The sequence below is a fragment of the Thioclava sp. FR2 genome, assembly GCF_051200875.1.
In the GTDB taxonomy this organism is placed as follows: Bacteria; Pseudomonadota; Alphaproteobacteria; order Rhodobacterales; family Rhodobacteraceae; genus Pseudotabrizicola.
On the sequence record NZ_CP195191.1, the window covers coordinates 1,321,050 to 1,345,970 of the forward strand.

Below are 24,921 nucleotides of genomic sequence, written 5' to 3' on the forward strand. Positions count from 1 at the left end.
AAGCCCTGAGCCTAGCATCAGGACCAGTCCAGCACGACCTTGCCCGACAGGCCCGAGCGCATCGCGGCAAAGCCCGCCTCGAACTCATCCACCTTCATCCGATGGGTAATGACCTTGCGGACATCCAGACCGTTTTCGATCATGGCAATCATCTTGTACCATGTCTCGAAAATCTCGCGCCCGTAGACGCCCTTGATCGTGATCGCCTTAAAGACAATCCGGCTCCAGTCGACAGGGCTTTTGCCCGGCGGGATGCCCAGCATCGCAATCCGCCCGCCCATGACCATGTGTTCAACCATCTGGTCCAGCGCAGCCTGATTACCGGACATTTCCATGCCCACATCGAAGCCCTGCTTCATTTTCAAGCTTGGGAAAACGCTGCGCAACTCGGTTGTGGCCACGTTCACTGGCACCACATCGGCCACCCGGCCCGCCAGTTCCAGCCGCGCCGGGTTCACATCGGTGATCACCACATGGCGCGCGCCGACATGGCGGGCCACCGCCGCCGCCATGATGCCAATCGGCCCCGCCCCGGTGATCAGCACATCCTCGCCCACCAGATCAAAAGACAGCGCGGTATGAACGGCATTGCCCAAGGGATCCAGAATGGCGCCGATCTCGTCATCCACCGCATCGGGCAAAGGCACGACGTTGAACGCAGGCAGACGCAGATATTCGGCGAAAGCTCCCGGCTCATTGACGCCAATACCCCGCGTCGCCGGGTCCAGGTGGAATTTTCCCGCCCGGCTTTGACGGCTGGTCTTGCCGATCAGATGCCCCTCGCCCGAAACCCGCTGGCCGATGGCCAGATCCTGCACATCGCGGCCCAGTTCCACGATTTCGCCCGCGAATTCGTGGCCTGTGATCAGCCCCACCGGCACCGTGCGCCGCGCCCAGTCATCCCAGTTCCAGATATGCACATCCGTCCCGCAAATGCCGGTCTTGTGAATGCGGATCAACACATCCTCCGGCCCGATTTCCGGCACCGGACGATCTTCCATCCACAGGCCTTCGGCGTCTTTGGACTTGACCAGAGCTTTCATTGGATCACCCCCAGCTTGCGGCCCGCCTTGGCAAAGGCCTCCAGTGCAAAATCAAGATCTTCGCGGGTCAGCCGCGCATTCATCTGCGTACGAATCCGGGCCTGTCCCTTGGGCACCACGGGAAAGAAGAACCCCGCCACATGCACCCCCAGCCGTCCCAATTCCGCCGCCATATCCTGCGCCAGTTGCGCCTCGCCCAGCATCACTGGCACAATCGGGTGCGCTCCGGGCAAAAGCGTAAAGCCAAGAGCCTCCAGCCCCGCCCGCCAATAGCGCGCATTTTCAAAAAGTTGCGCGCGCAGGTCATCCGCCCCTTCGACAATGTCCAAGGCCGCAAGCCCCGCCCCAACCACGGCAGGCGGCAAGGCGTTTGAAAACAAGTAAGGCCGGGCGCGTTGGCGCAGCAGATCGACCACCGCCTGCGGCCCGGCGATATAACCGCCAAGGGCGCCGCCAAGGGCTTTGCCCAAGGTGCCGGTCAGAATATCCACCGATAACCCGTGATGGGCGGGCGTGCCCTGCCCCTTTGGCCCCATGAAACCGGTAGAATGGCAGTCATCGACCATCACCATCGCCCCATACTGGTCGGCCAAGGCTTTGATTTCCGGCAGCTTCGCCAAATAGCCATCCATCGAAAAGACGCCGTCCGTGGCGATCAGGATGAACCGCGCCCCATCGGCCCGCGCCGTCTTTAGCTGCGCCTCCAAATCCGCCATATCGGAATTCGCATAACGATAGCGCTTGGCCTTGCACAGCCGGATGCCGTCGATGATCGAGGCATGGTTCAAAGCGTCCGAGATCACCGCATCCTCTGGCCCAAGCAAAGGTTCGAACAACCCGCCATTGGCATCGAAACAGGCGGCGAACAAAATGGAATCCTCCATCCCCAAAAAGCCCGCAATCCTCTGCTCCAGCACGCGGTGAGCGTCTGCCGTGCCGCAAATGAACCGCACGCTGGCCATGCCATAGCCGCCCTCATCCATCGCGGCCTTGGCCGCCGCAACAAGGCGCGGATCATCGGCCAGACCCAGATAGTTGTTGGCGCAAAGGTTCAGCATCCGCCGCCCCTGCATTTCCACATGCGCCCCCTGCGCCCCATGGATCAGCCGCTCGCGCTTCATCAATCCATCGGCTTCAATCCCAGCCAAGACCTCTCCCAGATGGTGAAGAAAAGCCGCTTTGCCCAAAGTTTCCGCCATAACAGAACTCCTCCGTTTTTCCGGAAAAAACCACGGATCGAAAGATGTGTCAATATAGCGGAAAAAAAATCCGCCTTACCGGAATTTTCGCAATTTCAGGCCCGGAAATCAAAGAAAAAGTCCGGCCATCTTGGCCGGTGTCAACTTCCCTGAACGATCAGAATAGCGCGCGCGGGGCCAGCATCGGCGAGGATTTCGTGAGGCCTGTCGGCCGGATAGCGGGCCACATCCCCCGTCGAAAGCCGCTCTTCATCCTCACCCAATTTCAGCCGCAAGCGCCCTGACAGCACCGTCAGATGTTCCCGACACCCCGCACTGTGCGGATCGCTGGTCAAGGCAGCCCCGGCGGCAAAGCTTAGCTCGTAAACCTCGTGATCGCCCACAGATTCCGCGGGCGAAAGGATGCGGATCTTCACCCCGCTTGCCCGCTGCATGATCGGCGCGGCCGCCGCACGCACGACCTCGATCGTTGGCGCTGGCTTCGAGTCCATCAGGTTTGAAAAGTCGATTTGCAGCGCCTTGGTCAAATTCCACAAGGTCGCGACCGTGGGGCTGCTTTCCCCCCGTTCGATCTGGCTCACCATCGACCGGCTGACGCCAGACAGTTTCGCAACCGCATCCAGCGACAGGCCGCGGGCTTTGCGGGCCTCACGCAGGGCATAGGCCAATCGGTCATGGATTTCGGAACGGGTATTCATGCCCGTATTTTGCGACCCGCCGCGAGGAAACGCAACGGGGTCCGCAGCACCCTAGTGGTATGAATCAGACACTTCGAACCCTGATCTTCGACCTGGATCTGGAATTCTTGTTCAGTCGGCCGAGCCATTGAAGAGGTGGGATCTTCCAGAGGCCCGCGCTATATCAACTGCGCTTATCCCTTTGGAGTCCTGTATGCTGGGGTCGCCGCCAGCCGTCAATAACGCGTCTATCACTTCAATTGGAGCGTGGCGCACGGCTTCATGCAGTGGGGTCTCACCGTCTTCATTCTGCATGTTCGGGTCGGCGCCGTGCGCGAGTAATTTGCGTACAATGGACAGCGAAAGCCTGTACCTTTCGGCTGTGTCGAGTCTTTCGAGAACAAAGAAACTCGCGCCCACAGCCATGTGAAGTGCCTCACCGTCGGAAAGATTGGGATCAGCGTCAAAATCGAGAAGGATATCAATGGCCGCCTCATGAGCAAGCAGGACGCTCCACCCCAATAACGTCTCGCCTCTGTCGTCTGGAATGTTGGGATCGGCGCCCGCTTCAAGCAGTGCCGTCATTCGACCCAGCCATTCTTCGCAACTCTCCATACGGTATATGCAAGCAAGGGTGTAGCCGAATAGCGGCGTTGACCGGCCTGGTCCAAAAGCTCCACCGTCAGGCATACACATCTCGTTGGGGTTCGCGCCGAGCGCGACGACGCCGGCTATGTCCTTTGGCGTGGCCGAAACGGCGAACTCTTCGTCGCACAGAGGGTTACCGCCTGCGCCGATTGCGGGTTGTGGCAGCGACAAGCCAATAGAGAAAATAAACACCAAGGCACTTGAGCATTGCATGGCTGGGCCCTCTTTTGCCTGGTTCAGGTGGGAATATTCATCGTGCTCTCGCCAGACTAATATACCGAGTTCAACTTCTGAAAACCTCGGTTTCGCGCCGCGATGATCTGGTCGGCGTCGGCGGACCACTGGAATGGTTTGGCCTCGGTCGCGTTGTGTTCCGTGATGAAGCGGTTGATGGCGGCCTGCAGGTCGACAAGAGAGTGAAACACACCACGCTGCAAGCGGCGCCTGGTCAGCTTTGCGAAGAAGCCTTCCACGGCATTCAGCCACGAACAGCTCGTGGGCACGAAGTGAAAGGTCCAGCGCGGGTGCCGGGCCAACCAGACGCGGACCTTCTCGTGCTTGTGTGCGGCATAGTTGTCGAGGATCACATGGACTTCTTTCCCGGCCGGCACGTCGCGCTCGATCTCGTTGAGAAAGCGGATGAACTCCTGATCGCGGTGACGCCGCATGTTCTTGCCGATCACGGTGCCGTCGAGCACGTTCAAGGCAGCGAACAGCGTGGTAGTGCCGTTCCGCTTGCAGTCGTGGGTCATGGTGCCAACGCGGCCTCTCTTCATGGGTAAGCCGGGCTGGGTACGATCAAGCGCTTGGATTTGCGATTTCTCGTCAACCGAAAGCACCACCGCATGCGCGGGAGGGTTAACATAGAGCCCCACTACGTCGGTCCGCTTGTCCACGAAGTTCGGATCCTTCGAGAGCTTGAACACGCGCCAGCGATGCGGGCTGAGCCCATGTGCTTTCCAGGTGGCGCGCACCGTCGAGGGCGCCAACCCGACACGCTTCGCCATCGCCCTGAGCGTACAGTGCGTGGCCTCGTGCGGGGGCGGTTCCTGGGTCAACTTCACGATCTCGGTCACCTTGTCAGCCGGCGTTGGTGGGGTGCCCGGCGGCCGGGTCTTGTCCTGAAGAAGCCCGTCGACGCCTTCCTCCATGAACCGTCCTTACCGGCGCCAGACGCAGGTCTTGGACTTGCCCGTCTCGGCCATGATCGCAGACGTGCCGAGCCCGTCGCTGCTCAACTGAATGATCCGTGCCCGCCAGACATGCTTCTGCCGGCTGTTGCCATCCGCGACGATCGCCTCCAATCGCTGACGGTCGCTCGACGAGACGCTGAAACTGATACCAATGCGCATGTCCACAGACTCGCACAACGCCAAACCCGAGGGAATCCCGAAACGGACTCTTCTGTCTCACTCAAACCACTAGGTTCCGCAAAAGGTGACATAGTCGCCAAAGCCCTTGGGTGCCGGCAAGACATAGGCCTCGCGCCCCCGTTCTGCCCCAAAGGGCCGCGTCACCTGCGCAAGAAGCGCCTGAAAGGGGCCCAGGTCCCCGGCTTCGGCCGCCGCCAAGGCCTCTTCCACCTTGTGATTGCGCGGGATGACAACCGGATTCACCCCACGCATCCGCGCGGCACTCCCCTTATCCAGACGCGCCCGCCAACGCGGCAGCCATGCCTCTATCGCCGCGAAATCCTCAAAAAGCCCACGCAGGCCAGTCTCATCCCCCTCGGCCGCATCGGCCAGACGATGAAAGGTCAGCGTCCAGTCTGCCCCGGTCATCGCGGATAGCAGATCATCGGCCAAAGCCCCGTCCGCCGGCTCTTCCCCGGCCAGACCCAGCTTGCGCCGCATCACCACTTCCCATTCCGCCCGATACCGCCCGGCAATGCCCGACAACCGCGCATTCAGGTCAGCCACCACCGCCTCGCCCTCGCCGGGGATCAAGGGCACCAAGGCCTCGGCCAGCCGCGCCAAATTCCAACCAAGGATCAGCGGCTGGTTGGCATAGGCATAGCGGCCATTGCGATCAATCGAAGAAAACACCGTCCCCGGCGCATAGCCTTCCATGAAGGCACAGGGACCGTAATCAATGGTCTCGCCCGAGACCGCCATATTATCGGTGTTCATCACCCCATGGACAAAGCCAAGGCCCATCCATTGCGCAATCAACCGGCATTGTCGCCCGATGACGCGGTCCAGAAACGCCACAACATGGTCCTCGCGCCCGATCAGGTCCGGATCATGCCGCGCAATCGCGTAATCGGCCAAGGCCGCCAATTGGGCCACGTCTTCCCGCGCAGCCCAAAACTGGAAACTGCCAACGCGAATATGGCTCGCCGCCACCCGCGCCACCACAGCCCCCGGCAGAAGCCCCGCCTCACGCCGGATCGTTTCCCCCGTCGTCGCGACTGCCAAAGATCGGGTCGACGGAACGCCCAAAGCGGCCATCGCCTCGGAAATCAAATATTCCCGCAGCATCGGCCCAACGGCGGCCTTGCCATCTCCGCCCCGCGAAAAGGGCGTCCGGCCCGAGCCCTTGAGCTGAAGATCCCAACGCCGCCCATCCGGCGCAACGTGCTCGCCCAGCAAATGCGCCCGACCGTCGCCCAGTTGCGCGGAGAACCCGCCAAACTGGTGTCCGGCATAGGCCAAGGCCACCGATCGCGCGCCCTCTGGCAAATCGCCACCCGCAAACCATTCGGGGTGCGCGGCCAAAACTGCCGGATCAAGGCCCAGCGCCTCAGCCAAGGCGTCATTCAGAACCAAAAGCCTTGGATCGGGTGCCGCATCTGGTGCCAATTCAACAAAGGTACCCGGAAGATCCCTGACCCAGCTGTTGTCAAAATTCAGCCCGGCATCTTTCATCCGCTTGGCTCCCTTATTGTCGCGCCATCCAAGGCGCATCACGGGGAAGATGGGCCTCCACGGGACAAACGCAAGCACCATCCGTCAATCGCGCCTTGGACAGCCGCTAATTCAGCGCGTCAAGATAGGCCGGGATGAGTTCTTCAATCCGCATCGACAGGCTGCCACCAAACCGCGGATTCACTTCAAAAAGCCAAAAATGCCCCTCGACGATCCGATAATCAATGCAGCACAGACCGTCGGCATATCCAAACGAATCCAGAATGCGCTTCATCAGCGGCAGGAAGGGGCTTTCGCTCGACCATGACATCGACCTTTGCCGCCGCTCAATGCCCTTCACATAAGGCTCGGCGGCGCAGCCTGCGTCAAACATCTGGTAATGAACCGTCCGCGTGAACCGGATTTCTCCGGATTTCAGCAAGATATGCGTCGCATATTCATCAACGCCGGGCACATAGCATTGCAGAAAATGGGTCTCATCCAGTTTTTCAATTGCTGCGTCTTTGGACGACTGCAAGATAAAGGCATTGCGCCCCCAACTGCCCTGCGCCGGGCGCGCGATCAGCGGATAGACCGAATCATCCTCGGGCAGGGTCTCCCACAATTTTGGGACATGCGCCCCGAACCCATGCGCCTCCAGATGTCGCGACATCCGCACCTTGTTGCCCGCCAAGGCGACCGCATCGGCCTTCGGCCATAAAGACGGCACGGCACGGCCAAGGCCCCTTTCCTGATCAAGCACTCGGTAGCAGCCCAAGGTCAGTGGCACCAAGGCATCGAATTGTGTCAAATCGGACTGTCCAAACGGGGCCATGTGGTAGAGATGGCCCGCCTTTTCCATACCGGCACTGATCCGCGGCGCCCAATTAGGGACATTCCCAAACAAGACACGCGCAGCGGGGCTGCGTTCCAAAAGTGCGGCGTCTTGGATCTGCTCATTCATTGCGGAATCATCAATGTCTTCTGGTTCAAGGGCTGGTCACGCCCCAATGGCGGACAGGACGGCATTCCTGCAAATCGGCTTATCGCAAATCGGCCAGCCTTGCTTGCCCTCTTTCCGACATGCCCTCACGCAGTTCGGCTGTGCGCCTTCTGTGCCATAAGCCGCACAGACCCAACCGACAAAAGGCCCGGCCCATGACCAAGCATTCAGGAAAGCCGCCGGCAAATATTGGAAGAGAAAGGAGAATGGTCGGGGCGGAGGGATTCGAACTCTCGACCTACGGTACCCAAAACCGTCGCGCTACCAGGCTGCGCTACGCCCCGACACTGTTCTCTGCGGCGCTTCCTAGCGAAAGCTGAAGCGGTTGGAAAGCCCTATTCCGCATCACAGGGCCATGCCGCGTTTTTGATTGCGGGATGCTGCATCTCTGCCCCTTCGGCAATGCCCAGCCGCTTGGCCAAACCACCGTTGATTTCCAGCACGAATTGCACGCCTTCGCCGCCATCAATCGTGGTGCGGTCCTTCGGCTTTGCATTGGCATGAACGCGCGTTACGCGGCCCGAAGCATCTGCGAAAATCATATCAAGGGGAATCAGCGTGTTCGCCATCCAGAACTGCGCACGCTGCGGCCGTTCGTAAACGAACAGCATCCCAGCCGAAGTGGAAAGCTTTTCACGATGCATCAGGCCTTGGCTGCGCTCATCTGCGTCATCGGCGACTTCAACCGCAAATCGCGCCAAGCCACCTTGCCAGCGCAACTGGATCTGGTCGTCCCGACAGGCCGCAGCTTCCGCCAAAGCGGCGCTTGCCATCATGCCAAAGGCAAACACCAGAACTCCAGTGGTCAACCCGATTTTCCGGCCCTGACGCCAGCTTCCCATGACAGCACCTGCATCGCCATTCGGCCGCGCTTGCCTTGGATGATCTTCAGGCACACGGCTTCTCCTGCCTGCAAATCAGCAAAGCCGGACATGCGCAAGACTTCGATATGAATGAAAACATCCTCAGGATGGCCGAACACATTGGCAAAGCCAAAGCCCTTGCCCTTGTCGAACCATTTCACCCGCGCCGGTTCCAGCGGCAAGGCTTCGATGGTTTCGGCATCAACCGTCGTCTGCTCGTCGACCATTGGCACCGAGGTCACGACAGGAGCCTGCACCTCCAGCACTTCGACAGCCTGCACACCCCGCTGCGTGGCCTGCACCTTCACGGTGATCGCGGCGCCATCCGCAACCGTGCTCTGGCCGTAATTGCGCAGCACATTAGAGTGCAACAGAATATCTGTGCCGAAATCATCCGACACAATGAAGCCGAACCCCTTTGCAGGGTCGAACCACTTAACCCGCCCGTCGACGACGCGCAGGGTATTTTCTTGATCAGTCATTGAAAGGCCGTTCCCCAGATTGACCCACTGTACCGTCATGCAGCGAACAGGGAACCATGTTCAAGCCCAAAATCCAATGCAATTGCACGTCACTTTCATTCACGATGCGTGAAATTCACGGAGAAAGCCGCTCGACCTGCCACGTTTTTTCACCTTCATTCCGCGTCCAGCGAAAGCGGTCATGCAATCGGAACGCCCCATCCGCCCAGAACTCTATCTCTACCGGGCGGATACGGAAACCACCCCAAAAGGATGGCCGTTTCGGATTTATCCCATCCGAAAGGGTCAATTTCGCAACCTTGGCCATCAAGGCTTCTCGGCTCGACAACGGTTGCGACTGCTGACTTGCAATCGAGCCAAGCCGGCTCTTCAGGCTGCGGCTTTCAAAATAGGCATCGGCCTGCGGCCCGTCCTCCCGCGTCACTGTGCCCCGCACCCGAACCTGACGCCGCAGGCTTTTCCAGTGCATGACAAAGGCCGCCTTGCCACTGGCCTCGATCTCGCGGCCCTTGGCGGACCCGTAGTTGGTGTAAAAGACAAAGGCCCCCTCGCCCCCGCCCTCGACCTCGATCTCTTTCAGCAAGACCATCCGCACATTGGGCAAGCCCCCGGCATCCACTGTCGCCAAGGCAATCGCGTTCGGATCGTTCACTTCGCTCGCCTCGGCCTCGGCCAACCACGCGCGCGCAAGGGCGAACGGATCGTCCCCCGCAAAAATTCCACCCCTGTCCATGCTGGTCCTTCCTTCGCCGGCCCTGCGCCCGCCCTTGATCGGGTGGGACACTTCGCCTACACGTCAAGCTCTCACAGCTAGGAAATTTGGGCGCGAGGGGCAGAATGTCAACAGGACTCATGGCAGGCAAACGCGGTCTCATCATGGGGCTCGCCAATGACAAATCCATCGCCTGGGGCATCGCGAAAGCCTTGGCCGATCACGGCGCGGAACTCGCCTTTTCCTATCAGGGCGAGGCGCTGAAAAAGCGGGTGGAACCGCTTGCCGCCTCCATCGGCACGCCCATGCTCTGCGAATGCGATGTCGCCTCGGAAGAGTCGATGGACTCGCTTTTCGCTTGGCTCGAAAAGGAATGGGGCACGATCGACTTCGTCGTCCATGCCATCGGCTTTGCTGACAAGAACGAATTGCGTGGCCGCTACGTCGACACCAGCCGTCAGAACTTCCTGATGTCGATGGATATTTCGGTCTATTCCTTCACCGCCATCTGCCAGCGCGCCGCCCGGATCATGCCGAATGGCGGCAGCCTTCTGACGCTCACCTATTACGGCGCCGAAAAGGTCATGCCACATTACAACGTGATGGGCCTCTGCAAAGCCGCGCTAGAGGCGTCGGTCAAGTACATCGCCGAGGATCTGGGCAAGGACGCCATCCGCGTCAACGCCATCTCCGCCGGCCCGATCAAAACACTTGCGGCCTCGGGCATCGGCGATTTTCGCTACATCATGAAATGGAACGAGCTGAACTCGCCCCTGCGGCGCAATGTGACGCAGGAAGAGGTTGGCAAAGCCGCGCTCTATCTGCTCTCTGATCTCGGCACCGGCACCACCGGCGAAAACCTCCATGTCGATGCGGGCTATCACGTCGTCGGCATGAAGGCGGTGGATTCCCCCGATATCGACGTCGTCACCGGTCGCAAGGAGTAACGGGCCATGACGCTCGCGGCCTTTCTCGCCTTTGCCAGCCTCTCGCTCTTTGCCGCCATCAGCCCCGGCCCCGCCGTCATCATGGCAGCCCGCACCGGCCTGACCGAAGGTTTGCGCACAGGGGCGTTTCTGGCCGCGGGCATCGGCGCGGGGGCCGTCGTCTGGGCCTCGGCCGCGATGTTCGGGCTCAACCTTGTTTTCGCCGTCGCCCCGGCGCTCCTCTGGGCGCTCAAGATCCTTGGCGGCGGCTATCTGATCTATATGGCCTATCACCTGTGGAAAGACGCCCGCACCCCGCTGGATACATCGGCCCGCAGCACCCTGCCGCGCTCGCCCGCCTCGGCTTTCCGGCTGGGCCTCTTCACCCAGCTTGCCAACCCGAAACCCGCGGTGATGTTCTCGGCCATCTTTCTCGGCACCATCCCGCCCCAGACCCCGGCTTGGGTCTACGCCGCCCTTCTGGCCGTGATCTTCTTCAACGAAACGGTCTGGAACATCCTTGTCGCTCGCATCTTCTCGCTCGAACGCACGCGCGCCGGCTATATCAGCCTCAAGACTGTGATCGACCGCAGCTTCGGCGCGCTCCTCGGCCTTCTCGGGATCAAAGTGGCGCTGACCTGATCTTCACCGGTCTGCCCACCTTGACCCTCTTCCCTTTCCCTGCCTTTATCTTTGCAGAAATATCCCGGGGGTCAGCGTTTTGGCCCCGGCCAAAACGCGAAAGGGGGCGGCGCCCCCTTGCCCAACCTCACCCCCCGCCCGACCGCTAAAAGGACTGCGCCATGAATGATCGTTTGCCCCATGAAAAAGGCTTCCACGTCAGCTGGGACCAAATGCACCGCGACGCCCGCGCCCTTGCCTGGCGGCTGGATGGCAAAGGCCCCGATGACGGCGCATGGAAGGCCGTGGTCGGCATCACCCGCGGCGGTCTGGTTCCGGCGATGATCGTTGCGCGCGAACTCGACATCCGCATCGTCGATACGATTTCGGTGAAATCCTACAACCACCAGTCCCAGACCGAAGCCAAGGTGCTGAAAGCGCCTCAGGCAGAGATGATGGGCGATGGCACGGGCATTCTGGTCGTCGATGATCTGGTCGATTCCGGCAAGACGCTGGAACTGGTGCGCAAGCTCTACCCCAAGGCGCATTTCGCCACCGTCTATGCCAAACCCTCGGGCAAGCCACAGGTCGACACCTATATCACCGAGGTCAGTCAGGACACTTGGATCTTCTTCCCTTGGGACATGGCGCTGCAATATGTGCAGCCCTTCCGCGGCACCGATTGATCCGGTCGGGCCCCAGACAGTTGTGACCACGGGAAAACCACGGTTATCCCACGGATGAACCACGCAAAGACCACAGCCCAAGAACGGGCCAAGAACGGGATTATGATCCGATGACCCTGCCCCTCAATCCCGCGATGGCCGCGACCGAAGCCCCCCCGGTGATGGAGGCGCGGCGCTGGATTCAAGGCGTGACCTTTCCGGCCGACCGCCCCCTGATCAATGTCAGCCAGGCCGCCCCGGTCGACCCGCCGCCGCTTGCGCTGCGTCAGGCCATCGCAGATGCCGCCCTGACCAATGATGCCGCCCATCTTTACGGCCCCGTTCTGGGGCTTCCGGCCCTGCGCGCCGAAATTTCTGCCCAGTGGTCAAAGGCTTACGGCGGCACTGTCACGCCCGATCAGGTGGCGATCACCCAAGGCTGCAATCAGGCTTTCACCTCGGTTCTCAGCACGCTTGCCGGCGCCGGGGATGAGGTGATCCTGCCAACACCTTGGTATTTCAACCATAAAATGTGGCTCGACATGCAGGGCATCACCACGGTCCCGCTGGATACCGGCGTGACGCTGATCCCCGATCCGCAGGCCGCAACGGCGCTTATCACCACCAAAACCCGCGCAATCGTCCTGGTCTCCCCCAACAATCCCGGCGGCGTCGAATACCCGGCCGAGGTCATGGCGGCCTTCCGCGACCTCGCCCGCGCCCATGGTCTGGCGCTGATCGTTGATGAAACCTATCGCGATTTCGACAGCCGCCACTCGGTGGAAATCGGCGGTCGCCCGCATGATCTTTTCACCGATCCCGATTGGGCCGATACGCTGATCCAACTCTACAGCTTTTCAAAGGCTTACCGCCTGACAGGCCACCGCGTGGGCTCGATCGTGGCCAGCCCGGAACGGCTGGCCGAGGTTGAGAAATTCCTTGATACCGTCGCCATTTGCCCCAGCCAGCTGGGCCAGATCGCGGCGCTTTGGGGGATGCAGAACCTGAGCCAGTGGGTGGCCGGGGAACGCGATGAAATCCTTGCCCGCCGTCGGGCGATGGTTGAAGGATTTCAACAGCTTGACGGCTGGAAACTGCTTGGATGCGGGGCTTATTTCGCCTATGTCGAACACCCTTATGACATTGCCTCGAACGATCTGTGCAAACGCTTTGTCACCGATCTTTCGCTGTTGATGCTTCCCGGAACGATGTTCCAGCCCGAAGGTTCTGATGCAGGCAAAAGGCAAATCCGCATCGCTTTCGCCAATGTCGATTTGGCAGGGATCGCCGAGTTGTTCCGCAGGCTTAAATCCTTTCGCCCCTAACTCCTCTCACCAAAGAAATCGGGCAGGGATTGCCGAGGGGCCAGATACCCCTTAGACAGTCGCAAAACCGTTTTCCCAAAGGGTAAAACCATGACCAAAGATACCGAAGATACCCCCCGTAAAAAGGGCAAGGGCAGCCAGATCATCGTCTATGGTCTGATGGCCATGTTGGTCGCGGGCCTCGGTGGCTTTGGGATCACCAATTTCTCGGGCGGTGCCACGGCAATTGGCAAGGTTGGCGAGCGTGAAATCACGGCCAACAAATATGCTCGCGCGTTGCAGGCAGAGTTGAACGCCCTTTCCGCGCAATTCGGCACGAACATGACCCTGACGCAGGCCCAAAGCCTTGGTGTGGATCGCCGTGTTTTGGCAAGTCTTGTGTCGCAAGCAGCGCTGGATAACGAAGCCCAAAGACTTGGCCTTTCGGTCGGTGACAGCGTGATCGCTGATCAGATCAGCCAAACCCCTGCGTTTCAGGGAACGGCAGGCAAGTTCGACCGCGAAACCTATCGTTTTGCGCTGGATCGCGCGAATATGACAGAAAGCGAATTCGAAGCTGATCTGCGCGCAGATTCCGCACGGCAATTGCTGACCGGTGCGGTTGCAGGCGGTTTTGTTGCGCCGCAAGCGGCAGTTGACACCTTCTATGCTTGGGTCGGCGAACGGCGCGGCTTTTCGCTGCTGCAATTGACGACCCAAGACCTTGAGACCCAGCCTGCAGAACCGACGGATGAGGAACTGAAGGCCTTTTACGAAGCGAATATCGCCCAGTTTACAGCGCCAGAAGCCAAGCGGATCACTTATGTTTCGCTGCTGCCAGAAGACATCGCCGCAAATCAGGCGGTTGACGACGAAACCCTGCGCCGTCTTTACGACGAACGCATCTCGGAATTCGTTCAGCCGGAAAAGCGTCTGGTCGAACGCTTGGTCTATCCTTCGCAGGAAGAGGCCGAGGCCGCAAAAGCGCGTCTTGATGCCGGTGAAAGCTTTGAAACCTTGGTTTCCGATCGTGGCTTGACCTTGGATGACGTCGATCTGGGCGATGTTGGCAAGGATGATCTGGGCGCTGCGGGTGAAGCCGTCTTTGCTTTGGCCGAACCGGGGGTTGTCGGGCCGTTGGAAAGCGATTTTGGCCCGGCTCTGTTCCGCATGAACGCTATTCTGGCCGCTCAGGAAGTCACCTTTGACGAAGCCAAGCCGGACCTCGCGCTTGAAATTCAAATGGATGCGGCGCGTCGCACCATTTCGGATCAGGTCGACGCCATCGACGATCTTCTGGCCGGTGGTGCCAGCCTGGAAGACTTGGTCAAAGAGCAGGGCATGACGCTTGGCAGCATTGATTTCGCGGTCTCGGACGAGGCCCCTTCGGGCATCGCTGCTTATCCGAAGTTCCGCGAAGCGGCCGCAGCCATTCAGGAAGGTGACTTCCCCGAAGCCGTGCTTCTGGATGATGGTGGTTTGGTCGCCCTCCGTCTTGAAGAAATCGTCCCGCCGACACCAATTCCGTTTGACGACGCCAAGACCGACGTCACCCTTGCCTACAAGCTTGACGCGATGACCAAGGCGCTGTCAGAGCGCGCCATCGAAGTGAAGGCTGCCGTCGAAGGTGGTGCATCGCTTGGCGCCTATGGCATCGTCTCGCGCACCGCCAACTTTGCCCGCGAAAGCGCGCTTGAAGGCGCGCCTCCCACGTTGGCCGAAGCCGTTTTCGCCATGCAGCCGGGGGATCTTCGCGTCATCGAAGCTCAAGGCTTTGTAGGCATCGTGCGGCTGGACGAAATCACGGCCGCCGCCGAGGAAGGCGAAGACGCTACCGCGCTGAAAGAGACCATTGCGTTGCAGCTTGAGCAGGCCATCGCCCAAGACGCACTGTCGCTTTACTCGGATGCGATGTCGAACGAGGCCGGCCTGACACTGGATCAAGCCGTCATCAACGCCATCCATACCAATTTCAACTGAACCACGCCCTGAAAGCCTGACCCATGATCCTTTCCCCTTCGTTTGAAGAGTTCGAGCGCAACTGGAACCAGGGGAAGAACCAATTGGTCTGGGCCCGGCTGGCTGCCGATCTGGACACGCCCGTCAGCCTGATGCTGAAGCTGGGAGAGGCACGCAAAGACACCTTCATGCTGGAAAGTGTGACAGGCGGAGAGGTGCGAGGCCGCTATTCCATCGTCGGACTGAAGCCGGATCTGGTGTGGCGCTGCAATGGCACAGCTTCAGAAATCAACCGTGAGGCACGGTTCGACACCAATGCCTTCCGTCCGCTGGATGGCCACCCGCTGGAAACCCTGCGGGCGCTGATCGCAGAATGCGCGATCGACATGCCCGAAGACCTGCCCGCCGTGTCATCGGGCCTGTTTGGCTATCTGGGCTATGACATGATCCGGTTGGTTGAAAACCTGCCGAATGTGAACCCCGATCCAATTGGTCTGCCGGATGCCGTTCTGATGCGGCCATCGGTCATTGCGGTTCTGGATGGGGTCAAGGGCGAAGTAACTCTGGTTGCACCTGCTTGGGCCGCCTCTGGTCTGTCAGCGCGTGCTGCCTATGCCCAAGCAGGCGAACGCGTGATGGACGCGCTTCGCGACCTTGACCGCAGCCCTGCCGCACAGCGTGATCTGGGGGAAGTCTCGCCCGTGGGCGAGGCCAAGTCGAACTTCACCAAAGATGGCTACAAGGCCGCCGTGGAAAAGGCCAAGGATTACATCCGTGCAGGCGATATCTTTCAGGTCGTTCCCAGCCAACGCTGGGCGCAGCGGTTTGAACTGCCGCCCTTTGCGCTCTACCGCAGCCTGCGTCGCACGAACCCTTCGCCCTTTATGTTCTTTTTCAACTTCGGTGGCTTTCAGGTCATTGGCGCCAGCCCCGAAATCCTTGTCCGTCTGCGCGATGGCGAAGTGACCATCCGTCCAATCGCAGGCACTCGCGTGCGCGGCGCGACGCCAGAAGAAGACAAGGCGCTTGAACTGGATCTTCTGGCTGACAAAAAGGAATTGGCGGAACACCTGATGCTGTTGGACCTTGGCCGCAACGATGTGGGCCGGGTGGCAAAGGTCGGCACCGTTCGCCCGACGGAAAAGTTCATCATCGAACGCTACAGCCACGTCATGCATATCGTGTCGAACGTGGTGGGCCAGATCAAGGATGATGAAGACGCTCTGTCAGCTTTGCTGGCGGGCTTGCCTGCGGGCACGGTTTCCGGTGCGCCCAAAGTTCGCGCAATGGAAATCATTGACGAATTGGAACCCGAAAAGCGCGGCGTCTATGGCGGCGGCGTCGGTTATTTCGCAGCCAATGGCGAGATGGATTTCTGTATTGCGCTTCGAACGGCGGTCTTGAAAGACGAGATGCTCTACATTCAGGCGGGCGGCGGCGTGGTCTATGACAGCGACCCCGAGGCGGAATTCCAGGAAACCGTCAACAAATCCCGCGCTTTGCGGCGCGCGGCCGAAGATGCGGGCCGGTTCGCCGGACGCGGCAACAGCTAAGTTCCTCGCGCCGGCTCCCATCAATTCACAAGCCTTTGACCCCCGGTAACAAGGTTTGCAATGTGGACAGCTTTGCCCACATAAAGAGGTCGTGACGCTTCGGGGTCGAGCCCTGTGGCCGACCGCCTGATACGAAAAAGGAGTTCAGGAGTGCAGACCAAAGCCATCTCCATCCCACAGCCTGCGCCCATGGCCGCAAGGGGCAAGGCCATACTGCTTGCTCTTGGTCTTGGCCTTGCGATGACATTAGGCCAAGCCCAAGGGGCATTTGCCCGCGGCGCACCAGAAAGTTTCGCCGATCTGGCCGAACAGATCAGCCCCTCGGTTGTGAACATCACCACTTCTGCCGTCGTCTCGGCACCCGCCCAAGGCGGGCCGATGGTTCCGGAAGGCAGCCCCTTCGAAGACTTCTTCCGCGATTTCATGGATCGCAACGGCCAAGGCCCCGACAATTCCCCGCGCCGGTCCGAAGCGCTTGGTTCGGGTTTTGTGATCTCGGAAGACGGTTACATCGTGACGAACAACCACGTCATCGAGAATGCCGATGAGATCGAGATCGAATTCTTTTCGGGCAAGCGTCTGGACGCCAAACTGATTGGCACTGACCCGAAAACCGACATTGCCCTTCTGAAAGTTGAAAGCGCAGAGCCCCTGCCCTTTGTCCAGTTCGGCAATTCCGACCTGATGCGTGTTGGGGATTGGGTCGTCGCCATGGGCAATCCGCTGGGCCAAGGCTTCTCGGTTTCGGCCGGGATCGTTTCAGCCCGTAACCGCGCTCTTTCGGGCACCTATGACGATTACATTCAGACCGACGCCGCCATCAACCGTGGCAACTCGGGTGGCCCCCTGTTCAATATGGACGGTCAGGTGATCGGCGTGAACACCGCCATCCTGTCGCCCAATGGCGGCTCGATCGGCATCGGCTTCTCGATGGCCTCGAATGTCGTGACCAAGGTCGTCGACCAGCTGAAGCAATTCGGCGAAACCCGCCGCGGTTGGCTGGGCGTTCGTATTCAGGATGTGACCCCGGATGTGGCCGAGGCAATGGGGCTGGCCGAGGCCAAAGGCGCGCTGGTAACGGACGTTCCCGATGGCCCGGCCAAGGATGCAGGTATCCTTGCGGGTGATGTCATCACCACTTTCGCAGGCCAACCCGTCGCCGATACCCGCGATCTGACCCGTCGCGTGGCCGACGCCCCGATTGGTGAGGCCGTTCCGGTCGTCGTTCTGCGCGAAGGCCAGACCCAGACCATCCCGGTCACCCTCGGTCGCCGCGAAGAGGCCGAGAACACCCCGGTTCCGGCTGCTGCCGAAAAGCCGGCTGAACCGACCGAGGCGGAAATTCTGGGCCTGACCCTGATGCCTGTGACCGACGCACTGAAGCAATCGATGGGCTTGCCCGCCGATGCAGAAGGTCTGGTCGTCTCGAAGGTGGATGTGGCCTCTGAGGCCTATGCCAAGGGCCTGCGCGAAGCCGACCTGATTACCGAAGCCGGTCAGCAGAAGATCGTGCGCCTAAAAGACCTTCAGGACCGCGTTCAGGAAGCCAAGGATGCGGGCCGCAAGTCGATCTTGCTTCTCGTCCGCCGCGGTGGCGATCCACGCTTTGTGGCTCTTGGGATCGAATAAGGCTGACGCCTGACAAACCAAAATCCGCCCGGTGCCAAAAGCGCCGGGCGGTTTGCTTTCCGGACCAAGCCATGCATAGGCGGCCCTTGTTCAGGCCTGCCCGATTTCACGCAAAAGTTGGTCCCGGAAAACGATCAGGAAGGCGGCGCGCTCTTTTGCCAGGCGGCGGCCTGTTTCTGTCTGCATGGTTCCAACCAGCTTGAACAGTTTGACTTCCAGGTGGTCCAAGGCAAACGCTTTGTCATCCAGGGCCCGGTTCTGGGCCAAAGGGTCCGTCTGGTCGAACAAATCCCGTCCCAAAGCCCCCGAAACGGCAAACATCCGGGCAAGGCCGATGGCCCCCAAGGCCTCCAGCCTGTCCGCGTCCTGTAATATCTTTGCCTCGCGCGTCTGCGCAGGCAAACCCGCAGAAAAGCTGTGTGCCTCAATTGCTCCGTGAACGATCGCGCAACGCTCTGGGGCAAAGCCATGATCGGTCAGCCAGCTTGCCGCCCGGTCAGCGGAAAGCCGTGATGCAAGGTGCCGGTCCGGCGCGTCCTTGGGCAGGTTCACCAGATCATGCAGGATGCAGGCAAGGTCCAGGGCCTCGGCATCGACCGGACCTTCGGCCTTCGCGATCTGACGCGCATTCATCCGCACGCGGGCAATATGCCCAAGATCATGCGCCGAATCCTTGTCTGCTGCCCAAACCTCTTGCAGTAAGACAAGCGCCTTTTCGGCAAGCTCTGTCACAGGCTGCTCCGATCTACCGCGATGATGCCCAATTCCTGAGCCGCCGCGAGCGAAAGCTGCGGGCTGTCAAGTCCTCGGTCGATCTGGAAACGGTGAACAGCCTCACGCGTAGGGGCGTCCAATTCGCCGGAAACCGGCAGCAGGTAATAGCCACGCGCTTTCAGGGCACGTTGCAGCGTTGCGACGAAATCCACGGTCCATTCCTGCGCGCATGGGGCACGAAACCAGATTTCCTCACGTTCCTGCACAATGCGCTGATGGGTTTCGGTCCGATAGCTTGCCGGGGCAATTACCGCGCCATCGGGGCCCAATTTCTCGGGTGAGGTGACGATCTGTTCGGTCACCGTTTCCACCACCATTGGCGTGATGTCCGACGCCCAACAGGCCCCTTCCGGGCTGGATGGCGGGCCGGGCTTATCCAGCCGGATCAGTTCAGCAGAAAGATCGGCACGCGTCGGCGCCTCTGGCACATATTGGCCAGGGGTCTTGCAGGCCGAAAGAAGCAGGCCCGCCAATAACAAAAGGGTCGTGCTGCGCGTCATGCTGCCAGAAATCTGCTCGTCCTTGGCCCCGTTGGTCCGGAACTCTGGCTGCACCCTAGCCGATTTCGAGGCGCCAGCCTAGCCACTCGCCTCTAGACGGGCGTGAATGCGTGTCCGCGCCGCCACCATTGCTGTCTAGGGCTGATCCCCTGCCCTTGTGCCGTCATGCCGAAAAGATGGGTCCAGCAACCGGTCCAGCAGCGGCGAGATATCCTCGATCGTCTCGGCCACCACATGCACCACTCCCGCTTCGCGCTGAACGCGGCCCGTCACACGCAACAACCGCCCTGCGATCACCGCGCGACGAAAGCGTTCATAGACCTTGGCCCAGACCACCACATTGCAGGTGCCCGTCTCATCCTCCAGCGTCAAGAAAATCACCCCCTTTGCGGTGCCGGGACGTTGCCGCACCAGAACAAGCCCCGCCACACAGACCCGCGCCCCAACCGATGGCTCCACCAGCCGCGCCGCGGGGATGGCCGAGGGAGGGCGTGGCCAAGTGTTTGGCGGCGGCGTCGGAGTCAGGAAATCAGAGGAGTCTCGCATAAGAACAAAAATAGAACAAATCACGCTTTTGTCCAGTCCCCGCAGCCCCTCTGGCAAAAGCACCGCAATTGTCCTATGTCCGAACAGACCCCGCGTCAGCGCGAGAAAAGGACGGAAGATGGCGAAGATTACTTATGTGGAATTCGGCGGCAAAGAGCATGTGGTCGAGGTGGCCAACGGTTTGACCGTGATGGAAGGCGCCCGCGACAATGGCATTCCGGGCATCGAGGCCGATTGCGGCGGTGCCTGCGCCTGCTCGACCTGCCATGTCTATGTCGATCCGGCTTGGGTGGACCGTCTGCCGAAGAAAGACGCGATGGAAGAAGACATGCTCGATTTCGCCTATGAACCTGACGCCACCCGCTCGCGCCTGACCTGCCAGATCAAGGTCACCAATGCGTTGGACGGCCTGCGCGTCCAGATGCCGGAAAAGCAGATCTGATGATCCGTAATCTTGCGCCGCTGGCCCTGCTGACATGCCTTTGGGTACAAAGCGCTGCGGCGCAAGAGATCACGGCATCCAAGCTAAGCCTGCCGACGCCACGATATGACCACGGTGTCTTGGGCGATGCCTTGGAATGGGGCGGGCTGGACCTGACCTTGGCAGATGGCCGGACCCTGCGTTTTACGCTCCCCAAAACCCGCGTTTTCGAAGACGTTACCGCCCGTTTGGGCGATTTTGACGGGGATGGCACGGCCGAGGTGATGGTGGTCGAAACCGACATCGCCACGGGTGGTTCTCTGGCGATTTACGACGCCTCGGGCAAGCGCGCTGCCACCCCCCACATCGGGCGCACCCATCGCTGGCTTGCCCCCGCGGGATGGGGTGATTTTGACGGCGATGGACGCCCCGAGATTGCCTATGTCGACCGCCCGCATCTTGCCCGTGAACTGGTGTTCGTGCGGCTTTCGGGCGGGAAACTCTCGGAAATTGCCCGCACCTCTGGCCTGACCAATCACCGCATTGGCATGGACAGCATCGCCGGCGGCACGCGCAGATGCGACGGCAAGGACAGTCTCGTCTTGGCCAATGAAGATTGGTCTGGTCTGGTCGAGGCGTGGTTGGAGCAAAAGCGTATTGTGACGCGCCCCTTGGGCAAAGGCACAGCGGCGCGCGACTTCAACGCCGCCCTGAACTGCCGCTAGTCTGCAATCAGGCGCGCCAAAGCCACAATCAGCACCCCGATCGTGACTGCCGCCAAACCCAGTTTGCGCCGCTGATCGCGCGACATTGCGGCAAAAACCGCCAACAACTCTTCAATGCGCGAAGGGGCCAGCGCAAGCGCCAGCCCCTCAATCACAAGTACCAGTCCAATGGCCAGTACGACAGCGCTCATTCGCCAGCCTGAACCGGGGCCTGATCCGATCGCAGATATTCAAAGAAATCGCTGTCTGGGCTCAGGACAATCGACGAATTCCCCGATTGAAGCGCCCGCTGATACGATGTCAGCGACCGCGTGAAGGCAAAGAATTCCGGATCTTGACCAAAGGCTTCGGCATAGATCGCGTTGCGTTCGGCATCGGCTTCACCGCGTACGACCTCGGCCTGACGACGCGCATCTGAGGTCAGTTCGACCACGGTACGGTCAGCGGCGGCCCGCACGCGCTGCGCGGCTTCGCCACCACGGGCGATTTCGTCCGCAGCCTCACGCTCACGCTCGGCCCGCATCCGGGCAAAGGTGGCCGACAGGTTCTGATCCGGAAGGTCGGTACGGGTCAGACGGACGTCGATGATCTCGACCCCAAGAGCGGCCGATTCCTGACGTGCCCGGTCACGGATCTGGTTCATCAGAACCGTCCGGTCTTCCGAAAGCACCCGGTTCGAAGGCACCGAACCCAGAACTTCGCGGATCGCGGCGTTCAGGATACGGTCAAGTCGGGTAGTCGCTGCATCTACGCCACCAGCACCAACAGCCTCACGGAAATCCACCAGATTGACGATCCGCCAGCGGGCGAAGGCATCAACCACCAACCGGCGGTCATCAAGGGGCGTGACTTCCAAGGGCTGAGCCTGAAGGCCAAGAATACGGTCGTCATAGCTGACAACTTCTTGGATCAGGGGAATCTTGAACCCCAGTCCGGGTGTTTCCTTGACCTGCTTAACCTGACCGAATTGCAGGACCAGCGCCTTTTCGCGTTCGTCGACGATAAAGACCGACGACAGAACGACAGCGGCAGCAACGGCAGCAACGGGAAGAAGAACTTGCGTTTTCATCAGTTGTTCGCCCCCTGCGTCGCGGCGGCACCCTGCGCGGGTTTGGCCAATTCATTCAGTGGCAGGAAAGGCACCACCCCCTGCCCGCCTTCACCGCCCTGAACGCCGTCAAGTATGACCTTGTTCATGCCGCCAAAGACACGTTCCATCGTTTCCAGATACATCCGCTTGCGCGTCACCTCCGGGGCTTTGACATATTCGGCATAGACCGAAAGGAAGCGGCTGGCTTCACCCTGTGCGTCGTTCACGACCTGCGCACGATAGGCCTCTGCCTCTTCCAAAAGCCGGGCGGCTTCACCACGCGCCCCTGCCGTCACACGGTTGGCATAGGCATCAGCCTCTTTCTCGAGCCGGTCACGTTCTTGCTGAGCAGCCTGCACTTCGCGGAAGGCATCAATCACTTCGCGCGGCGGGTCGGCCTTTTCAAAGTTCACACGAATGACCGAAAGACCCGCGTCATAGCTGTCCAGCGTCGCCTGAATTTGCGTCCGAACATCTTGGGCAATCGCACCGCGATCCCGGTTCAGAATGGGCGACAGTTCCGAACGGGCGATGATGTCACGCATCGCCGATTCCGCCACAGCGCGAATGGTGTTTTCCGGATCAGCCAGATTGAACAGGTACTTCGCCGGGTCCGAAATGTTCCAGACCACCTGGAAGCCGATGTCGACGATGTTCTGGTCGCGCGTCAGCATCAGACCGCCATCCTCGCCACCCCGGCCAATGCCGATATCGGTCTGGCGTTCGTTCGTCACCTGAACGATTTCCGCCGTTACCAACGGCCAAGGCGCGAAGTTCAGGCCCGGATTGCCAACGGCCGAGAATTCGCCAAGGAACAACTCAACACTGCGCTCTTCGGGCTTGACCGAATAGAACGACCCATAGGCCCAAACTGCCACGGCAGCCAAAGCACCCAAGGCAAGGCCCTGCTTGGTCACGCGTGGGCCGTCCGGCCCACGGCCAGCACCACCGCCGCCGTTATTGAACCCGCCACGGCCCTTGCCGCCCATCAGGACGCGCAATTGCTCTTGCCCCTTTTTCACGATCTCGTCGATCTCGGGCATCTGGCCCGTATCGCCAGGACGCCGGCCTCCGCCTTGCGGACGACGATCACCGTCGCGCCCTTCCTTGTCCCGATCATCACCGCCCGAGCCGCCACCGCCGCCCCAGGGACCTCCACTAGCCATCCCGTGTTACCCTTCGTTGTTCTTTCGTCTCAATAACTGGTCATTCTGCCCCGAAATTCAAGCGAATGTCGGTCAAATGCCTGAATTCATCCGCGCCGAACGGGCGCGCGCATCGTCACCAGCTCTTCTGCCATAGTCGGGTGCACCGCGACCGTCCGGTCAAAGTCTTCCTTGGTCGCGCCCATCTTTACGGCAATCGCGGCCATCTGGATCATTTCACCAGCTTCCGGCGCAACGATATGACAACCCAGAACCTTGCGGGTTTCTTGGCTGACAATCAGCTTCATCAAAACCCGCGCATTGGCCCCCGCAAAGGCCGTCCGCATCGGGCGGAAGCTTGTAGCATAGACCTCGATTGGTTCTTGTTCGCGCGCCTGTTCTTCGGTCAGTCCCACGGTGCCCAGTTCCGGCTGGGTAAAGACCGCCGAGGGGATTAGATCATGGTCCACGGGCGTTGGCTGGCCTTCGAACACCGTTTTTGAAAACGCCATCCCTTCCCGAATGGCGACCGGGGTCAGGTTCACGCGGTTGGTCACATCGCCAATCGCATAGATCGACGGAACCGCTGTCTGGCTATAGGCATCCACTTCAATCTCGCCGCGACGTCCGATCTTGACGCCCAACTCCTCCAGCCCCAAGCCGCCCGAATTCGGGCTGCGGCCCGTAGCAAACAGCACGGCATCATAGACCGCCTCATGGCCATTCGTCGACTTGACCCAAACCGGGCAGCCTTTTTCGCCCGACGTCGGCAACAGATCAGAAGACGAAGACACATCCGCCCCCATATCCGCCTCGTGGCCCTTGACCGCAGCGGCCTCTGCCATCTCGACAATATTTGTGCCCAGATGCAGGTCGATCCCCTGCTCTTTCATCGCCTCGGCCACCAATCCACGAGCTTCTTCATCAAAGCCCCGCAGAATTTGCGCGCCCCGATAGAATTGCGTGACCTTGACGCCCAAACCGTTCAAAATACAGGCCATTTCACAGGCTATGAACCCACCGCCGACGATCAGAACCGATTTTGGCAGCTTGTCGAGAAGGAAGATGTCATCCGACACCAAGCCCAGATGGGCATTTGGCAGATCAGGCCGCTCGGGCCGACCGCCGGTTGCCACCAGAATGTGCTTTGCTGTTACGCTTGTCCCGTCTGACAGGCGCACGGTATGGGCATCTGCCAAACTTGCACGGGCGTCGTAAATCTTGATCCCCGAGCCATCCAGCAATCGGCGGTAGACCCCCTCTAGCCGGTTCAGTTCGGCATCCAGCTTTTCACGAAAGGCCATCCAGTCAAAGGTGCCATCGGGAATATCCCAACCATAGGCGCGGGCTTCTCCCGGCATTTCGCGGAATGTGCTGGCAAAAACCATCAGTTTTTTCGGCACACAGCCCCGGATCACGCAGGTTCCGCCCATCCGGCTGTCTTCGGCCAAGGCGACCTTCGCACCCGTCGCCGCCGCCATACGCGCCGCACGCACACCCCCGGACCCGCCCCCGATCACGAAAAGATCGACGTCAAACGCCATGCTTTGCCCCTTATCTTTCACTTGGGCCAAGGTATTTCATAGCCAA

25 protein-coding genes, 1 tRNA gene and 1 pseudogene are annotated in these 24,921 nt (G+C 60.4%); 9 read left to right on the forward strand and 18 right to left on the reverse strand.

The features are described from left to right. Positions 1 to 17 precede the first annotated feature (17 nt). From tdh to pdxH, 11 genes and pseudogenes are all read right to left on the reverse strand, one after another. Positions 18 to 1,043: an L-threonine 3-dehydrogenase gene (gene tdh, locus ACSBLW_RS06245; protein ID WP_435259368.1), complete on the reverse strand. Its 1,026-nt coding sequence runs from the start codon at positions 1,041 to 1,043 to the stop codon at positions 18 to 20. Further along, complete coding sequence (locus ACSBLW_RS06250) at positions 1,040 to 2,242, reverse strand: glycine C-acetyltransferase (protein WP_435259369.1); 1,203 nt, start codon at positions 2,240 to 2,242, stop codon at positions 1,040 to 1,042. Before ACSBLW_RS06250 ends, tdh begins: the two co-directional genes overlap by 4 nt. A 140-nt stretch (positions 2,243 to 2,382) precedes the next feature. Next, positions 2,383 to 2,940: a helix-turn-helix domain-containing protein gene (locus ACSBLW_RS06255; protein ID WP_435259370.1), complete on the reverse strand. Its 558-nt coding sequence runs from the start codon at positions 2,938 to 2,940 to the stop codon at positions 2,383 to 2,385. A 111-nt stretch (positions 2,941 to 3,051) separates the two neighbouring features. Further along, complete coding sequence (locus ACSBLW_RS06260; RefSeq protein ID WP_435259371.1) at positions 3,052 to 3,780, reverse strand: ankyrin repeat domain-containing protein; 729 nt, start codon at positions 3,778 to 3,780, stop codon at positions 3,052 to 3,054. A gap of 56 nt (positions 3,781 to 3,836) precedes the next feature. Further along, positions 3,837 to 4,919: pseudogene (locus ACSBLW_RS06265) on the reverse strand (IS630 family transposase). A 69-nt stretch (positions 4,920 to 4,988) separates the two neighbouring features. Further along, entirely contained in the window at positions 4,989 to 6,434 is a 1,446-nt protein-coding gene (locus ACSBLW_RS06270; RefSeq protein ID WP_435259372.1) for a protein adenylyltransferase SelO, read from the reverse strand. 106 nt (positions 6,435 to 6,540) lie between these two features. Then, a complete protein-coding gene (locus ACSBLW_RS06275; protein ID WP_435259373.1) occupies positions 6,541 to 7,377 on the reverse strand; it encodes a hypothetical protein in 837 nt (278 codons plus the stop codon). Between the two features lie 246 nt (positions 7,378 to 7,623). Then, positions 7,624 to 7,700, reverse strand: a tRNA-Pro gene (locus tag ACSBLW_RS06280). Positions 7,701 to 7,751: 51 nt separating this feature from the next. Next, positions 7,752 to 8,225, reverse strand: a complete 474-nt coding sequence (locus ACSBLW_RS06285) for a DUF192 domain-containing protein (RefSeq protein WP_435259374.1) — start codon at positions 8,223 to 8,225, stop codon at positions 7,752 to 7,754. Continuing rightward, the gene (locus ACSBLW_RS06290) at positions 8,222 to 8,761 is read right to left on the reverse strand and encodes a cold-shock protein (RefSeq protein ID WP_435259375.1); all 540 of its coding nucleotides are present in this window, start codon (positions 8,759 to 8,761) and stop codon (positions 8,222 to 8,224) included. Before ACSBLW_RS06290 ends, ACSBLW_RS06285 begins: the two co-directional genes overlap by 4 nt. Positions 8,762 to 8,876: 115 nt before the next feature. After that, on the reverse strand, positions 8,877 to 9,494 hold the full coding sequence (pdxH, locus tag ACSBLW_RS06295; RefSeq protein ID WP_435259376.1) for a pyridoxamine 5'-phosphate oxidase: 618 nt from the start codon (positions 9,492 to 9,494) through the stop codon (positions 8,877 to 8,879). A 104-nt stretch (positions 9,495 to 9,598) separates the two neighbouring features. Here pdxH and fabI point away from each other — a divergent pair, with 104 nt between their 5' ends. From fabI to ACSBLW_RS06330, 7 genes are all read left to right on the forward strand, one after another. Then, positions 9,599 to 10,420 (forward strand): enoyl-ACP reductase FabI, encoded by an 822-nt coding sequence (gene fabI, locus ACSBLW_RS06300; RefSeq protein ID WP_435259377.1) that lies wholly within the window; start codon positions 9,599 to 9,601, stop codon positions 10,418 to 10,420. A 6-nt stretch (positions 10,421 to 10,426) separates the two neighbouring features. Next, positions 10,427 to 11,041, forward strand: coding sequence for a LysE family translocator (locus tag ACSBLW_RS06305; RefSeq protein ID WP_435259378.1), 615 nt, complete (start codon positions 10,427 to 10,429; stop codon positions 11,039 to 11,041). Between the two features lie 161 nt (positions 11,042 to 11,202). After that, the gene (gene gpt / locus ACSBLW_RS06310; protein ID WP_435259379.1) at positions 11,203 to 11,706 is read left to right on the forward strand and encodes a xanthine phosphoribosyltransferase; all 504 of its coding nucleotides are present in this window, start codon (positions 11,203 to 11,205) and stop codon (positions 11,704 to 11,706) included. A gap of 110 nt (positions 11,707 to 11,816) precedes the next feature. After that, positions 11,817 to 13,010: an aminotransferase gene (locus ACSBLW_RS06315; RefSeq protein ID WP_435259380.1), complete on the forward strand. Its 1,194-nt coding sequence runs from the start codon at positions 11,817 to 11,819 to the stop codon at positions 13,008 to 13,010. 90 nt (positions 13,011 to 13,100) lie between these two features. Further along, the gene (locus tag ACSBLW_RS06320; protein ID WP_435259381.1) at positions 13,101 to 14,969 is read left to right on the forward strand and encodes a peptidyl-prolyl cis-trans isomerase; all 1,869 of its coding nucleotides are present in this window, start codon (positions 13,101 to 13,103) and stop codon (positions 14,967 to 14,969) included. Positions 14,970 to 14,992: 23 nt separating this feature from the next. Next, positions 14,993 to 16,501, forward strand: a complete 1,509-nt coding sequence (gene trpE, locus ACSBLW_RS06325; protein WP_435259382.1) for an anthranilate synthase component I — start codon at positions 14,993 to 14,995, stop codon at positions 16,499 to 16,501. A gap of 150 nt (positions 16,502 to 16,651) precedes the next feature. Further along, positions 16,652 to 18,130 (forward strand): DegQ family serine endoprotease, encoded by a 1,479-nt coding sequence (locus ACSBLW_RS06330; RefSeq protein WP_435259383.1) that lies wholly within the window; start codon positions 16,652 to 16,654, stop codon positions 18,128 to 18,130. A gap of 90 nt (positions 18,131 to 18,220) precedes the next feature. On the opposite strand, the gene ACSBLW_RS06335 is transcribed toward ACSBLW_RS06330, so the two are convergent. The 3 genes from ACSBLW_RS06335 to ACSBLW_RS06345 form a co-directional block, all read right to left on the reverse strand. After that, positions 18,221 to 18,862 (reverse strand): HD domain-containing protein, encoded by a 642-nt coding sequence (locus ACSBLW_RS06335; protein ID WP_435259384.1) that lies wholly within the window; start codon positions 18,860 to 18,862, stop codon positions 18,221 to 18,223. Next, positions 18,859 to 19,404: a peptidoglycan-binding domain-containing protein gene (locus ACSBLW_RS06340; protein WP_435259385.1), complete on the reverse strand. Its 546-nt coding sequence runs from the start codon at positions 19,402 to 19,404 to the stop codon at positions 18,859 to 18,861. Before ACSBLW_RS06340 ends, ACSBLW_RS06335 begins: the two co-directional genes overlap by 4 nt. A 135-nt stretch (positions 19,405 to 19,539) precedes the next feature. Next, positions 19,540 to 19,950: an OB-fold nucleic acid binding domain-containing protein gene (locus ACSBLW_RS06345; RefSeq protein WP_435259386.1), complete on the reverse strand. Its 411-nt coding sequence runs from the start codon at positions 19,948 to 19,950 to the stop codon at positions 19,540 to 19,542. Between the two features lie 118 nt (positions 19,951 to 20,068). Here ACSBLW_RS06345 and ACSBLW_RS06350 point away from each other — a divergent pair, with 118 nt between their 5' ends. Next, positions 20,069 to 20,392 (forward strand): 2Fe-2S iron-sulfur cluster-binding protein, encoded by a 324-nt coding sequence (locus ACSBLW_RS06350; protein WP_435259387.1) that lies wholly within the window; start codon positions 20,069 to 20,071, stop codon positions 20,390 to 20,392. Continuing rightward, positions 20,392 to 21,096, forward strand: coding sequence for an FG-GAP repeat domain-containing protein (locus tag ACSBLW_RS06355; protein ID WP_435259388.1), 705 nt, complete (start codon positions 20,392 to 20,394; stop codon positions 21,094 to 21,096). The genes ACSBLW_RS06350 and ACSBLW_RS06355 overlap by 1 nt, the downstream gene beginning before the upstream one ends. Here the strand turns inward: ACSBLW_RS06355 and ACSBLW_RS06360 are convergent. From ACSBLW_RS06360 to gorA, 4 genes are all read right to left on the reverse strand, one after another. After that, positions 21,093 to 21,287: a DUF2065 domain-containing protein gene (locus tag ACSBLW_RS06360; protein ID WP_435259389.1), complete on the reverse strand. Its 195-nt coding sequence runs from the start codon at positions 21,285 to 21,287 to the stop codon at positions 21,093 to 21,095. The genes ACSBLW_RS06355 and ACSBLW_RS06360 overlap by 4 nt on opposite strands. Then, complete coding sequence (hflC, locus tag ACSBLW_RS06365) at positions 21,284 to 22,165, reverse strand: protease modulator HflC (RefSeq protein ID WP_435259390.1); 882 nt, start codon at positions 22,163 to 22,165, stop codon at positions 21,284 to 21,286. The genes ACSBLW_RS06360 and hflC overlap by 4 nt, the downstream gene beginning before the upstream one ends. Next, complete coding sequence (hflK, locus tag ACSBLW_RS06370) at positions 22,165 to 23,352, reverse strand: FtsH protease activity modulator HflK (protein WP_435259391.1); 1,188 nt, start codon at positions 23,350 to 23,352, stop codon at positions 22,165 to 22,167. Before hflK ends, hflC begins: the two co-directional genes overlap by 1 nt. A gap of 86 nt (positions 23,353 to 23,438) precedes the next feature. Continuing rightward, on the reverse strand, positions 23,439 to 24,875 hold the full coding sequence (gorA, locus tag ACSBLW_RS06375; RefSeq protein ID WP_435259392.1) for a glutathione-disulfide reductase: 1,437 nt from the start codon (positions 24,873 to 24,875) through the stop codon (positions 23,439 to 23,441). Between the last annotated feature and the right edge of the window lie 46 nt (positions 24,876 to 24,921).

Bases quoted from the DNA above. Each gene is read 5' to 3' on its own strand.
- ACSBLW_RS06360 (WP_435259389.1), bottom strand. From the start codon at position 21,287: ATGAGCGCTGTCGTACTGGCCATTGGACTGGTACTTGTGATTGAGGGG.
- ACSBLW_RS06290 (WP_435259375.1), bottom strand. From the start codon at position 8,761: ATGACTGATCAAGAAAATACCCTGCGCGTCGTCGACGGGCGGGTTAAG.
- ACSBLW_RS06350 (WP_435259387.1), top strand. From the start codon at position 20,069: ATGGCGAAGATTACTTATGTGGAATTCGGCGGCAAAGAGCATGTGGTC.
- ACSBLW_RS06275 (WP_435259373.1), bottom strand. From the start codon at position 7,377: ATGAATGAGCAGATCCAAGACGCCGCACTTTTGGAACGCAGCCCCGCT.
- gpt (WP_435259379.1), top strand. From the start codon at position 11,203: ATGAATGATCGTTTGCCCCATGAAAAAGGCTTCCACGTCAGCTGGGAC.
- ACSBLW_RS06270 (WP_435259372.1), bottom strand. From the start codon at position 6,434: ATGAAAGATGCCGGGCTGAATTTTGACAACAGCTGGGTCAGGGATCTT.
- ACSBLW_RS06355 (WP_435259388.1), top strand. From the start codon at position 20,392: ATGATCCGTAATCTTGCGCCGCTGGCCCTGCTGACATGCCTTTGGGTA.
- pdxH (WP_435259376.1), bottom strand. From the start codon at position 9,494: ATGGACAGGGGTGGAATTTTTGCGGGGGACGATCCGTTCGCCCTTGCG.
- tdh (WP_435259368.1), bottom strand. From the start codon at position 1,043: ATGAAAGCTCTGGTCAAGTCCAAAGACGCCGAAGGCCTGTGGATGGAA.
- trpE (WP_435259382.1), top strand. From the start codon at position 14,993: ATGATCCTTTCCCCTTCGTTTGAAGAGTTCGAGCGCAACTGGAACCAG.
- ACSBLW_RS06320 (WP_435259381.1), top strand. From the start codon at position 13,101: ATGACCAAAGATACCGAAGATACCCCCCGTAAAAAGGGCAAGGGCAGC.
- ACSBLW_RS06340 (WP_435259385.1), bottom strand. From the start codon at position 19,404: ATGACGCGCAGCACGACCCTTTTGTTATTGGCGGGCCTGCTTCTTTCG.
- hflC (WP_435259390.1), bottom strand. From the start codon at position 22,165: ATGAAAACGCAAGTTCTTCTTCCCGTTGCTGCCGTTGCTGCCGCTGTC.
- gorA (WP_435259392.1), bottom strand. From the start codon at position 24,875: ATGGCGTTTGACGTCGATCTTTTCGTGATCGGGGGCGGGTCCGGGGGT.
- ACSBLW_RS06250 (WP_435259369.1), bottom strand. From the start codon at position 2,242: ATGGCGGAAACTTTGGGCAAAGCGGCTTTTCTTCACCATCTGGGAGAG.
- hflK (WP_435259391.1), bottom strand. From the start codon at position 23,352: ATGGCTAGTGGAGGTCCCTGGGGCGGCGGTGGCGGCTCGGGCGGTGAT.
- ACSBLW_RS06255 (WP_435259370.1), bottom strand. From the start codon at position 2,940: ATGAATACCCGTTCCGAAATCCATGACCGATTGGCCTATGCCCTGCGT.
- ACSBLW_RS06345 (WP_435259386.1), bottom strand. From the start codon at position 19,950: ATGCGAGACTCCTCTGATTTCCTGACTCCGACGCCGCCGCCAAACACT.
- ACSBLW_RS06260 (WP_435259371.1), bottom strand. From the start codon at position 3,780: ATGCAATGCTCAAGTGCCTTGGTGTTTATTTTCTCTATTGGCTTGTCG.
- ACSBLW_RS06315 (WP_435259380.1), top strand. From the start codon at position 11,817: ATGACCCTGCCCCTCAATCCCGCGATGGCCGCGACCGAAGCCCCCCCG.
- ACSBLW_RS06305 (WP_435259378.1), top strand. From the start codon at position 10,427: ATGACGCTCGCGGCCTTTCTCGCCTTTGCCAGCCTCTCGCTCTTTGCC.
- fabI (WP_435259377.1), top strand. From the start codon at position 9,599: ATGTCAACAGGACTCATGGCAGGCAAACGCGGTCTCATCATGGGGCTC.